General features: G+C 68.9%; 11 protein-coding genes. 9 read left to right on the forward strand and 2 right to left on the reverse strand.

All coding sequences use genetic code 11. The features are described 5' to 3' along the window. Positions 1–109: 109 nt before the first annotated feature. The 6 genes from eccD to AB0F29_RS13665 all read left to right on the forward strand — a co-directional run bounded on the left by eccD (position 110) and on the right by AB0F29_RS13665 (position 7,439). Complete coding sequence (gene eccD, locus AB0F29_RS13640; protein WP_361871159.1) at positions 110–1,612, forward strand: type VII secretion integral membrane protein EccD; 1,503 nt, start codon at positions 110–112, stop codon at positions 1,610–1,612. Positions 1,613–1,904: 292 nt separating this feature from the next. Continuing rightward, the gene (gene rpsO, locus AB0F29_RS13645; protein WP_003965855.1) at positions 1,905–2,195 is read left to right on the forward strand and encodes a 30S ribosomal protein S15; all 291 of its coding nucleotides are present in this window, start codon (positions 1,905–1,907) and stop codon (positions 2,193–2,195) included. Positions 2,196–2,525: 330 nt separating this feature from the next. Continuing rightward, positions 2,526–4,739, forward strand: coding sequence for a polyribonucleotide nucleotidyltransferase (locus AB0F29_RS13650; RefSeq protein ID WP_361871161.1), 2,214 nt, complete (start codon positions 2,526–2,528; stop codon positions 4,737–4,739). Continuing rightward, complete coding sequence (locus AB0F29_RS13655; RefSeq protein ID WP_361871120.1) at positions 4,736–6,115, forward strand: pitrilysin family protein; 1,380 nt, start codon at positions 4,736–4,738, stop codon at positions 6,113–6,115. The genes AB0F29_RS13650 and AB0F29_RS13655 overlap by 4 nt, the downstream gene beginning before the upstream one ends. Positions 6,116–6,132: 17 nt before the next feature. Next, a complete protein-coding gene (dapB, locus tag AB0F29_RS13660; protein ID WP_361871122.1) occupies positions 6,133–6,885 on the forward strand; it encodes a 4-hydroxy-tetrahydrodipicolinate reductase in 753 nt (250 codons plus the stop codon). An 11-nt stretch (positions 6,886–6,896) separates the two neighbouring features. Further along, the gene (locus tag AB0F29_RS13665; RefSeq protein WP_361871123.1) at positions 6,897–7,439 is read left to right on the forward strand and encodes a hypothetical protein; all 543 of its coding nucleotides are present in this window, start codon (positions 6,897–6,899) and stop codon (positions 7,437–7,439) included. 108 nt (positions 7,440–7,547) lie between these two features. Here AB0F29_RS13665 and AB0F29_RS13670 read toward each other — a convergent pair whose 3' ends face one another. Beyond that, positions 7,548–8,099: a hypothetical protein gene (locus AB0F29_RS13670; RefSeq protein ID WP_007453247.1), complete on the reverse strand. Its 552-nt coding sequence runs from the start codon at positions 8,097–8,099 to the stop codon at positions 7,548–7,550. Between the two features lie 109 nt (positions 8,100–8,208). After that, positions 8,209–8,448, reverse strand: a complete 240-nt coding sequence (locus AB0F29_RS13675) for a hypothetical protein (RefSeq protein WP_018960641.1) — start codon at positions 8,446–8,448, stop codon at positions 8,209–8,211. A 195-nt stretch (positions 8,449–8,643) separates the two neighbouring features. On the opposite strand from AB0F29_RS13675, the gene thyX reads away from it, so the two are divergent. The 3 genes from thyX (at position 8,644) to AB0F29_RS13690 (ending at position 12,264) form a co-directional block, all read left to right on the forward strand. Further along, positions 8,644–9,381 carry an FAD-dependent thymidylate synthase gene (gene thyX, locus AB0F29_RS13680; protein WP_361871126.1) on the forward strand — a complete coding sequence of 246 codons (738 nt, stop codon included), beginning with the start codon at positions 8,644–8,646 and terminating at the stop codon, positions 9,379–9,381. A 152-nt stretch (positions 9,382–9,533) separates the two neighbouring features. Then, entirely contained in the window at positions 9,534–10,433 is a 900-nt protein-coding gene (gene dapA / locus AB0F29_RS13685) for a 4-hydroxy-tetrahydrodipicolinate synthase (RefSeq protein ID WP_018960639.1), read from the forward strand. Between the two features lie 145 nt (positions 10,434–10,578). Continuing rightward, positions 10,579–12,264, forward strand: coding sequence for a ribonuclease J (locus AB0F29_RS13690; RefSeq protein ID WP_210936229.1), 1,686 nt, complete (start codon positions 10,579–10,581; stop codon positions 12,262–12,264). Positions 12,265–12,568: the final 304 nt, after the last annotated feature.

A 12,568-nucleotide genomic window follows, 5' to 3' on the forward strand; every position in this document is an offset into this window, starting at 1 on the left:
GGTGCGATCCGTGGTCCCGGCGGTGTGATTCCGGCAGAAGCGGACGCGATCCGGCGGGAGCGGCGCAGACAGCAGCAGGACAAGCCAGTAGGGGGAGCAACAGGTGACCATGACGGCCCAAGCGGCAGCCACCGGATCCGGTCGGCAGAGTCACGGGACCCCGTCCGGCAGCGGCACCGGATTCTGCCGGGTCACGGTCGTCGCGCCCGACAGCCGTGTCGACGTGGCCCTGCCCGAGGACATCCCCGTAGCCGATCTGTACCCCGAGATCCTCCGGCTGTCCGGACAGAGCCCCGCTCCGGGCGCACCCGTCGGCTACCACTTGGTGCGCCGCGACGGCACGGTCCTGGACAGCGCCCGTACGCTCGCCGGCCACCGCATCCTCGACGGCGAGCTGCTGTCGATGCGGCCCTTCTCCGAATCACTGCCCCCCGCCGTCTTCGACGACGTGTCGGACGCCGTCGCCACCGCCGTGGCCAAGGACCGCACGCTCTGGGGCGACGCCCTCATGCGCGGAGCCGGCCTCTTCGGTGGCTCCGTCCTGCTGACGCTGCTCGGCTTCGTGCTGTGGACCGCCGACCCGCGCCACGACATGAACGGCCTGCCCGGAATCCTGGCGGGCGTCGTCGCCCTGCTCCTGCTCGCCTTCGCCTGTGTGCGTGCGCGGGTGTACGACGACCGTGCCTCGTCGATCGCGCTCGGCACCGGCGCCCTGGTGAACGCGGCGGTGGCCGGCTCCGGCCTGCTTCCCCTGAGCGCCGGGCAGGGCATCGGACGGCTTCAGTTCCTGCTCGCCTGTGCGGCCGTCCTGGTCGTGGCGGTCATTCTGATGATCGTCGCGCCCGGCGGGGACGGGCCGTTCGTCGCGTTCGTCTTCGCGAGCGCCGTCGGCCTCCTGGTCACCTTCATCGCGATCCTGAGCGACATGAGGCCGATCGAGGCCGCCGCCGTGTGCTCCCCGCTCGCCGTGGGGGCCCTCGCCTTCCTGCCGGGACTCTCCACCCGCTTCGCCCGGCTGCCCATCGGGTTCGAGCCGCCCCGCACCACGGTCGGCGACTACGGGACCTCCGAGCCCGCGTCCACGGGCCCGGTGGACGCCGTACGCCTCGCCGCCCAGGCGCGGCGCGGCCATGAACTGCTCCTCGGCCTGGTCGGCGGCTGCGCCCTGGTCGCCGTGGCCGCCGCCGCGGTGCTGGGATTCTCGAACAACGTCTGGGGTCAGCTGCTCGCCCTGGCCACCGGCGTCGCCATGCTGATGCGCGCCCATCTGTTCCGCTACACGGCCCAGGTCGGCTGCGCGCTCGCCGCCGGCCTCGGCTCCCTCGTCCTGCTGGGCCTGGGGCTCTCCCTCAACCCGCCGGTCGCCATGGTGCGCGACGCGCTGCGCGGTGAGAGCGCCGCACTCGACATCCGTACGGTGTGGCTCGCCGCCGCGGTCGCCGGCGTAGCCGTCCTGATCACCGCCATCGGCCTGATCGTGCCGCGCAAGGGGGTGACCCCGTTCTGGGGACGCTTCCTGGAGATCGCCGAGACGGTCGTCCTGCTGACCCTGCTCCCGCTCTGCCTCGCGGTCTTCGACGTCTACCACTCGATCCGGGCCCTCACCAGCTGATCACCGAAGGGTGCCGAAGGGTGCCGAAGGGTGCCGAAGGGCGCCGAATGATCACCCAAGGGCGCCGGCCGACCGGTGGGCGGGCGCCGGCCGGTCAGCGGCGGGCACCGGCTGACCAGCGGTGAGGCATGACCCGAATGGCTGGTACTCTGTCCAGTGGCCGTTTGTGTACGCGTCCTCGGATCATCCTGGGGGCTGCGCTCATCGGACCTTCGCCTCCGAGTCACGGAAGCTCCCCTGAGATCAAGACCAGGGGCACTCGTGGGCGCTTCGAACATCAAGAGGAGTACGCGTGCCGCTCGACGCCGCTACGAAGAAGCAGATCATGTCCGAGTTCGCCCAGAAGGAGGGTGACACCGGATCCCCCGAGGTCCAGGTCGCCATGCTCTCCCGCCGGATCTCGGACCTGACGGAGCACCTCAAGACGCACAAGCACGACCACCACTCCCGTCGTGGTCTGCTGATCCTGGTCGGCCAGCGTCGCCGCCTCCTGCAGTACCTGGCCAAGAAGGACATCCAGCGCTTCCGTGCACTCGTCGACCGCCTCGGCATCCGCCGTGGTGCGGCCGGCGGCGCCAAGTAAGGACGCTGTGGAAAGGGAGCGGTTCCCGCGTTTGAGGGGACCGCTCCCTTTGCCGTATGTGCACGACCGGTGTCAAGCTCAGTAACCTGGGTGCAGTGACACCCGCTCGCCCGAGAACGCATCAGCGGGAACGCGCGAGCAGAAAACGCAGGAACGCAAGAACGAGGGAGAGGCGCGACGACGCCGCCGCCGGTCCTCGGTAGTGGCCCCCGGGAACATGCCCGGGAGCTTCGATCGAAGACCGGCCCGCATCCACGGTGCGCCTCTCCCGCACCGTCCCCCGCCACACGGGCGTGAGGACGAAAGACGACGAGTATGGAGAAATCACTAGTGGAGAACGAGACCCACTACGCCGAGGCCGTTATCGACAACGGAACCTTCGGCACCCGCACCATCCGCTTCGAGACGGGCCGCCTGGCCAAGCAGGCCGCAGGCTCCGCCGTCGCGTACCTGGACGACGACACCATGGTGCTGTCGGCCACCACCGCTTCCAAGCGGCCCAAGGACAACCTCGACTTCTTCCCCCTCACGGTGGACGTCGAGGAGCGGCAGTACGCGGCCGGCAAGATCCCCGGCTCCTTCTTCCGCCGCGAGGGCCGGCCCTCCGAGGACGCGATCCTCACCTGCCGCCTGATCGACCGGCCGCTGCGCCCCTCCTTCAAGAAGGGCCTGCGCAACGAGATCCAGATCGTCGAGACGATCATGGCGCTCAACCCCGACCACCTGTACGACGTGGTCGCGATCAACGCCGCCTCCTGCTCCACCATCCTGGCGGGCCTGCCCTTCTCCGGTCCGATCGGCGCCACCCGCGTCGCCCTGATCAAGGGCCAGTGGGTCGCCTTCCCGACGCACTCCGAGCTCGAGGACGCCGTCTTCGACATGGTCGTCGCCGGTCGCGTCCTGGAGGACGGCGACGTCGCGATCATGATGGTCGAGGCCGAGGCCACCGAGAAGACCATCCAGCTCGTCAAGGACGGTGCCGAGGCTCCCACCGAGGAGATCGTCGCCGCCGGTCTGGACGCCGCGAAGCCCTTCATCAAGGCGCTCTGCAAGGCCCAGTCGGACCTGGCCTCCAAGGCCGCCAAGCCCGTCGGAGAGTTCCCGGTCTTCCTGGACTACCAGGACGACGTCTTCGAGGCGCTCTCCAAGGCCGTCACCTCCGAGCTGACGCAGGCGCTCACCATCGCCGGCAAGCAGGACCGCGAGGCCGAGCTGGACCGCGTCAAGGAGATCGCCGCGGAGAAGCTTCTGCCGGCGTTCGAGGGACGCGAGAAGGAGATCTCCGCCGCGTACCGCTCGCTGACCAAGAAGCTGGTCCGCGAGCGCGTCATCAAGGACAAGGTCCGCATCGACGGCCGTGGCGTCACGGACATCCGTACGCTCGCCGCCGAGGTCGAGGCCATCCCGCGCGTGCACGGCTCGGCGCTGTTCGAGCGTGGCGAGACCCAGATCCTGGGCGTCACCACCCTCAACATGCTCCGGATGGAGCAGCAGCTGGACACCCTCTCCCCGGTGACCCGCAAGCGCTACATGCACAACTACAACTTCCCGCCGTACTCGGTCGGCGAGACCGGCCGCGTGGGCTCGCCCAAGCGCCGCGAGATCGGCCACGGAGCGCTCGCCGAGCGCGCCATCGTGCCGGTTCTCCCCTCGCGCGAGGAGTTCCCCTACGCGATCCGCCAGGTCTCCGAGGCGCTGGGCTCCAACGGCTCGACGTCCATGGGCTCGGTCTGCGCCTCCACCATGTCGCTGCTGAACGCCGGTGTGCCCCTCAAGGCCGCCGTCGCCGGTATCGCCATGGGCCTGATCTCCGAGGAGATCGACGGCAAGACCCACTACGTCGCCCTCACCGACATCCTCGGTGCGGAGGACGCCTTCGGCGACATGGACTTCAAGGTCGCCGGCACGAAGCAGTTCGTGACCGCGCTCCAGCTCGACACCAAGCTCGACGGCATCCCCGCCTCGGTCCTGGCCGCCGCGCTGAAGCAGGCCCGTGACGCGCGTCTGCACATCCTGGACGTCATGAACGAGGCCATCGACGTCCCGGACGAGATGTCCCCGAACGCCCCGCGGATCATCACCGTCAAGATTCCGGTGGACAAGATCGGTGAGGTCATCGGCCCGAAGGGCAAGATGATCAACCAGATCCAGGAGGACACCGGCGCCGACATCACGATCGAGGACGACGGCACCATTTACATCGGTGCCCAGCAGGGTTCGCAGGCCGAGGCCGCCCGCGCCACGATCAACGCGATCGCCAACCCGACCATGCCGGAGGTCGGCGAGCGCTACCTGGGTACGGTCGTCAAGACCACCACCTTCGGTGCGTTCGTCTCGCTCATGCCGGGCAAGGACGGTCTGCTGCACATCTCGCAGATCCGCAAGCTCGCCGGTGGCAAGCGCGTGGAGAACGTCGAGGACGTGCTCGCCGTCGGCGCCAAGGTCCAGGTCGAGATCGCCGAGATCGACTCCCGCGGCAAGCTCTCCCTCATCCCCGTCGTCGAGGGTGAAGAAGACGAGACGAAGGACGACACCGACAAGTGACGTCCCGTAGTTCCGCGACGACGGCCCGCGCCTCCTCCAAGGCGCGGGCCGTCGCCCGTACCCAAACGCTTCTCCAGGGCAAGGACGGCATCGGCACCGTCCGCCGGACCGTCCTCCCCGGCGGTCTGCGGATCGTCACCGAGACCCTGCCCTCCGTCCGGTCCGCCACCTTCGGCATCTGGGCCAACGTCGGTTCCCGCGACGAGACGCCCACCCTGAACGGCGCGACCCACTACCTCGAACACCTCCTCTTCAAGGGCACCGCCAAGCGCACCGCCCTCGACATCTCCTCCGCGATCGACGCGGTCGGCGGCGAGATGAACGCCTTCACGGCGAAGGAGTACACCTGCTACTACGCGCGGGTCCTCGACACCGACCTGCCGCTGGCCATCGACGTCGTCTGCGACATGCTGACCGGCTCACTGATCGCCCCCGAGGACGTCGACGCCGAGCGCGGCGTCATCCTCGAAGAGATCGCGATGACCGAGGACGACCCGGGCGACTGCGTGCACGACCTGTTCGCGCACACCATGCTCGGCGACACCCCCCTCGGCCGCCCCGTCCTCGGCACCGTCGACACGATCAACGCGCTGAACCGCGGCCAGATCGCCCGCTTCTACAAGAAGCACTACGACCCCACGCACCTGGTCGTCGCCGCCGCCGGCAACGTCGACCACGCCACGGTCGTACGACAGGTCCGCAAGGCCTTCGAACGCGCCGGGGCCCTCTCCCGTCACGACGCCGTCCCCATGGCGCCCCGCGAGGGCTCCCGCACCCTGCGCACCGCCGGCAAGGTCGAGCTGCTGAACCGCAAGACCGAGCAGGCCCACGTGGTCCTCGGCATGCCCGGCCTCGCCCGCACCGACGAGCGCCGCTGGGCGCTCGGCGTCCTCAACACCGCCCTCGGCGGCGGCATGAGCTCCCGCCTCTTCCAGGAGGTCCGGGAGAAGCGCGGCCTGGCCTACAGCGTGTACTCGTACACCTCGGGCTTCGCCGACTGCGGCCTCTTCGGCGTGTACGCGGGCTGCCGCCCGAACCAGGTCCACGACGTCCTGAAGATCTGCCGCGACGAGCTGGACCGGGTCGCCACGCACGGCCTGGACGACGACGAGGTCGCCCGCGCCATCGGGCAGCTCTCCGGTTCCACCGTCCTCGGCCTGGAGGACACCGGCGCGCTGATGAACCGTATCGGCAAGAGCGAGCTGTGCTGGGGCGAGCAGATGTCCGTCGACGACATGCTCGCGCGCATCGCGGAGGTCACCCCCGACGACGTACGGGAGGTGGCGGGCGAACTCCTCACCCAACGCCCCTCGCTCTCGGTCATCGGCCCGCTCAAGGACAAGCAGGCGGACCGCCTCCACGAAGCGGTCTCCTAATCCCTTAAGGAATCAAGATGAGCAAGCTGCGCGTAGCCGTTCTCGGTGCGAAGGGCCGCATCGGCTCAGCGGCCGTCACCGCGATCGAGGCCGCCGACGACCTGGAGCTGGTGGCGGCCCTGGGCCGGGGCGACCAGCTGGAGATCCTCGCCGACACCGGCGCCCAGGCAGTCGTCGAGCTCACCACTCCCGCGTCGGTGATGGGCAACCTCGACTTCTGCGTCCGGCACGGCATCCACGCCGTCGTCGGCACCACGGGCTGGACCGACGAACGGCTCGCGCAGCTGACCACCTGGCTGGACGACTCCCCCGGAACGGGCGTCCTGATCGCCCCGAACTTCTCCATCGGCGCCGTCCTCACCATGAAGTTCGCGGAGCAGGCCGCCCGCTACTTCGAGTCCGCCGAGGTCGTCGAACTGCACCACCCGAACAAGGTCGACGCCCCCTCCGGCACCGCCACCCGCACCGCCCAGCTCATCGCGGCGGCCCGCGCCAAGGCGGGCAGCGCACCCCAGCCGGACGCCACCGCCACCGCGCTGGACGGCGCGCGCGGCGCGGACGTCGACGGCGTCCCGGTCCACGCGATCCGGCTCCGGGGCCTGCTGGCCCACCAGGAAGTGCTCCTCGGCGGCGAGGGCGAGACCCTCACCATCCGCCACGACTCCCTCCACCACAGCAGTTTCATGCCGGGCATCCTGCTCGGTGTCCGCCGCGTGGTGACCACTCCGGGCCTCACGTTCGGCCTGGAACACTTCCTCGACCTGAACTGACTGAGCCCCTCATGCGCGCAAAGATCACCTACATCGTCACGGCCGCCGTCCTGGTCTTCTACTTCGTCCTGGTCGGCAGCCGCGGCCTGATGCTCATCCGGCACGGCACGCTGGTCACGGTCACCTTCGGCGTCGCCGTGCTGATCCTGCCGGTGATCGGCGTCTGGTTCCTCTGGAAGAACACCCAGTTCGTCCGCCGCGCCAACGCCCTGGCAGCCGAGCTGGACGCGGAGGGCGGCCTGCCGGTCGACGACCTGGCCCGCACGCCGTCCGGCCGCATCGACCGGGACGCCGCCGACGCGGTCTTCACCAAGCGCCGCGAGGAGACGGAGGACGCCCCGGACGACTGGCGCACCTGGTTCAGGCTGGCGGTCGCCTACCAGGACGCGAGGGACACGCCGAGAGCCCGCAAGGCCATGCAGAGGGCCATCGCCCTGCACCGATCCCGCCCGGCGACCGCTTCGGCCCCGCCCGACGAGCCCGCACCCTCCGGTGCGTCCGACGCCCCCGCACCATCAAGCCCGGCCGCACCATCCGGCCCGTCCGGCGCTTGAGGACACCAACCAAGCCCGTCCGGCGATGGAGGACATCTTTCCCCGCGTACGCGGATGAGCCCGGGACCCCACAAGAGGTCCCGGGCTCATCCACGTACAAGCGGCGGCTCACACCTGGCGGTACTCGTCCGCCCAGGCCTCCACCGCGTCCGTGGCCCGCTCGAACGCCTCCTCACGCCCGAGGAAGTCCGCGTTGTGGTCGGTGGTCAGCGGCGGCAGCGTCTCACCGCTCTGCCGGACCACGACGAGCGCCTGGCCCTGGACCGTACGGGGAAGACCCATCCACTTCACGGGCTGCTGGACCGTACGAACCGCGGACGTGCCGCTCCAGGCCACCGTGGTGGTCCGGAAGAACGCGACGCGCCGCACTCCGTGACGGCTGACCCAAGCGCCGACCCGCAGCAGTCGCAGGGCGGCGGCGATCAGCGCGCCGGCCAGGGCCAGGCACACGGTGGCGCCCGAAGGCGCTCCGGCCACACCGATGATCATGGCCGCGAGCAGAACGAACGAGGCCAGCAACAACAGGGTGGCCGCCGCCGCGACCCGCCACGGGCCGGGGCGGTAGGGCCGCCGCCAGCTGTCGTGGTCGTCGAACGGCAGCGCGACGTCCTCCGCGCTCGCGTCGAATGCGCGGTCGGCCGTCAGAAAGGGCAGGGGCACGACTCATCCTCACTCACAAGCACGCTTGATTGCTGTGCCCGGTGAGGCTACCGAGAGGGCCACCGGCCCGACCACCCCAGGGGGTCCGTACGAGTCAGCGGCGTACGAGTCAGCGACCCTGCGACGCCTCGGACTGCTTGCCGTGCGCCGGGGACTGCGGGGATTCGAGCCCCGGGAGCCCCAGCAGCAGCGAGCCCACGAGGCCGGCGACCACGGTGAGCCCGACGAGGGACCGTCCCAGAAGTTCGGGAACGGTGGCGCGGGCCGAGGGAGGGGGAGTGACATTGCTGCGGAATCGGTCGGACTCGGCGACGAACGAGAACGGGACGGCTTCACGCCGGCGGAACATGAGGAAACTCTCCTTGATCTCAGTGACGGGTGCTGCTAATGAGTCAGACGTACGAGAGACCGGATCGGTGCCCGAATCGCCGTACTTGTTGGGGGAACTCCACGAACGGCTGCCCCGAGGTCGGCGCGTGCACGCGTGCCGATGGCCCGTAAAGTGGTCGCCGCCAGAGCGACGCCATTGGAAGGACCCCTGTCGGTGACCGACACTCCCGAACCCGCAAAGCCCCACTTCCGCAGTGATGTCACCGTCGAGCTGGTGAAGAGCGACGCGCGCGATGCGGACGTGCTGTTCGCCGCCCGGGTCTCCACCGCCGGCGAGCAGTCGCTCGAAGAGGTCACCAAGGACCCCGAGCGCTCCAAGGGGCTCATCAACTACCTCATGCGGGACCGGCACGGCAGCCCGTTCGAGCACAACTCGATGACGTTCTTCGTCAGCGCCCCGATCTTCGTCTTCCGCGAGTTCATGCGGCACCGCGTCGGCTGGTCGTACAACGAGGAATCGGGCCGCTACAGGGAGCTGGACCCGGTCTTCTACGTCCCCGGAACCTCCCGCAAGCTCGTCCAGCAGGGCCGCCCCGGCAAGTACGAGTTCGTCGAGGGCACCGAGGAGCAGTACGACCTGGCGACCCGCGCCATGGAGGAGTCCTACCGGGCCTCCTACGCGGCGTACCAGGAGATGCTGGCCGCGGGCGTGGCCCGCGAGGTCGCCCGTGCGGTCCTGCCGGTCGGCCTCTTCTCCACGATGTACGCCACCTGCAACGCACGCTCCCTGATGCACTTCCTCGGCCTGCGCACCCAGCACGAGCTGGCGAAGGTTCCGTCCTTCCCGCAACGCGAGATCGAGATGGTCGGCGAGCAGATGGAAGCCCACTGGGAGCAGCTCATGCCGCTCACTCATGCGGCCTTCAACAAAAATGGACGGGTAGCCCCGTAGGCGGTGTCCGTATTGCGGCGTTTCGAGAAGTTCATCTAGGCTGATCAAACGGACCCGGCACTGCTTGAACCCCCGAGCAGGCAGTGCCGGGCTCCTCTTCCCCGTCCCCCCGAGGGGACCCCGCGCGCTGAGCAGCGAGTAGCGTGTTACCCATGGCTCCGATCTCCACTCCGCAGACCCCCTTCGGGCGGGTCCTCACCGCTATGGTCACGCCCTTCACGGCGGACGGCGCTCTCGACCTCGACGGCGCCCAGCGGCTCGCCGCCCACCTGGTGGACGCAGGCAATGACGGCCTGATCGTCAACGGCACCACCGGTGAGTCCCCGACCACCAGTGACACGGAGAAGGACCAGCTCGTACGGGCGGTGCTCGAAGCGGTCGGCGACCGAGCGCATGTCGTCGCCGGCATCGGCACCAACGACACCCGGCACAGCGTCGAGCTCGCCCGGACGGCCGAGCGTACCGGCGCCCACGGGCTGCTCGCCGTGACGCCGTACTACAACAAGCCGCCGCAGGAGGGCCTGCTCCGGCACTTCACGGCCATCGCCGACTCCACCGGCCTGCCCGTGATGCTGTACGACATCCCCGGCCGCAGCGGAGTGCCGATCGACACGGAGACCCTCGTCCGGCTGGCCGACCACCCGCGGATCGTCGCGAACAAGGACGCCAAGGGCGACCTGGGCCGCGCCAGCTGGGCCATCGCCGAATCGGGACTCGCCTGGTACTCCGGCGACGACATGCTCAACCTGCCGCTCCTCTCGGTCGGCGCGGTCGGTTTCGTCTCCGTCGTCGGCCACATGGTCACCCCCGAGCTCCGCGCCCTGATCGACGCGTACGTGAGCGGCGACGTCCAGAAGGCCACCGAGATCCACCAGAAGCTGCTCCCGGTCTTCACCGGGATGTTCCGTACCCAGGGCGTCATCACCACGAAGGCAGCCCTGACCCTCCAGGGACTCCCGGCCGGACCGCTGCGCCTGCCGCTGGTGGAACTCAGCGCCCAGGAGACGGCCCAGCTCAAGATCGATCTCGCCGCCGGCGGGGTACAGCTCTAGACACCGACTTCTTTGAACACAGACTTCACAACTGAACACGCGAGGCGACTCGCATGAGCACCACCCCAAGACAACAGCAAGTGCACGAATGACATGCGCGCCACGTGCCTCAGCGGTACGTGGCGTGCGTGGTAAGGAGAGTCTTTTGAGTCATCCGCATCCTGAACTCGGTACCCCGCCGAAGCTCCCGAAGGGCGCCCTGCGGGTCACCCCGCTCGGCGGCCTGGGCGAGATCGGCCGCAACATGACGGTCTTCGAGTACGGCGGCCGCCTGCTCATCGTCGACTGCGGCGTCCTCTTCCCCGAGGAGGAGCAGCCGGGCATCGACCTGATCCTTCCGGACTTCACCACGATCCGGGACCGCCTGGACGACATCGAGGGCATCGTCCTCACGCACGGCCACGAGGACCACATCGGTGGTGTCCCGTACCTGCTGCGCCTGAAGCCGGACATCCCCCTCATCGGCTCGAAGCTGACCCTCGCGCTCATCGAGGCGAAGCTCCAGGAGCACCGGATCCGCCCGTACACCCTTGAGGTCACCGAGGGCCAGCGCGAGCGCATCGGCGTCTTCGACTGCGAGTTCATCGCGGTCAACCACTCCATTCCGGACGCTCTCGCCGTCGCCATCCGCACCCCTGCGGGCATGGCCGTGGCCACCGGTGACTTCAAGATGGACCAGCTTCCGCTGGACGGCCGTCTCACCGACCTCCACGCGTTCGCCCGGCTGAGCGAGGAAGGCATCGACCTCCTCCTCTCCGACTCCACGAACGCCGAGGTTCCCGGCTTCGTGCCGCCCGAGCGGGACATCTCCAACGTCCTTCGCACGGTCTTCGCGAACGCCCAGAAGCGCATCATCGTGGCGAGCTTCGCCAGCCATGTGCACCGCATCCAGCAGATCCTGGACGCCGCACATGAGTACGGACGCAGGGTCGCCTTCGTCGGCCGCTCGATGGTCCGCAACATGGGCATCGCCCGTGACCTGGGCTATCTGAAGGTTCCCGCCGGACTGGTCGTGGACGTCAAGACCCTCGACGACCTCCCGGACGACGAGGTCGTGCTGGTCTGCACGGGTTCGCAGGGTGAGCCGATGGCCGCGCTCTCCCGGATGGCCAACCGCGACCACCAGATCCGGATCGTCCCGGGCGACACGGTGATCCTCGCGTCGTCCCTGATCCCGGGCAACGAGAACGCGGTCTACCGCGTGATCAACGGCCTGACCCGCTGGGGCGCCAACGTCGTCCACAAGGGCAACGCCAAGGTCCACGTCTCGGGCCACGCCTCGGCCGGCGAGCTGCTGTACTTCTACAACATCTGCAAGCCGAAGAACCTGATGCCGGTCCACGGCGAATGGCGCCACCTGCGCGCCAACGCCGAACTGGGCGCCCTTACCGGCGTGCCGAAGGACCACATCGTCATCGCCGAGGACGGCGTGGTCGTCGACCTCATCGACGGCAAGGCGAAGATCGTCGGCAAGGTCCAGGCCGGTTACGTCTACGTCGACGGCCTCTCCGTCGGAGACGTCACCGAGACCTCCCTCAAGGACCGCCGGATCCTCGGCGACGAGGGCATCATCTCGGTGTTCATCGTGGTCGACAGCTCCTCCGGCAAGATCGTGGGCGGCCCCCACATCCAGGCCCGGGGCTCCGGCATCGACGACGGCGCCTTCGTTGCCGTCACGCCGAAGATCCAGGAGGCCCTGGACAAGTCGGCACAGGACGGCGTGATGGAGCCCCACCAGCTCCAGCAGATGGTCCGCCGGGTCGTCGGCAAGTGGGTGTCCGACACCTACCGCCGGCGCCCGATGATCCTTCCGGTCGTCGTCGAGGTCTGATCCCTCACGACCGCCTGACCTGGAGCGGGGCCCCCGATTTGCATCGGGGAGCCCCGCTCCAGTACGTTTACGTCTCCGCCTGAACGGGAAGCACCGCGCGCACTCGTGCGCCTGGGAAGCCCCGGACGAGGCGGGAATTCCGACTCAGAATCTCTGATAAAGTCGGATCAGCCGAAAGGCAAGGCCACTCCGCAGGCCATCAGAAATCGAATTCGGACCGGAAACGGAACGAAAAAGAGTCTGGTAAAGTCGGACTCGCCGGAAAGGGAGAACGCGAAAGCGGAGGACCTGGAAAGCGAGATGC

It is taken from the genome of Streptomyces sp. NPDC026589, from assembly GCF_040638385.1.
GTDB lineage: Bacteria > Actinomycetota > Actinomycetes > Streptomycetales > Streptomycetaceae > Streptomyces.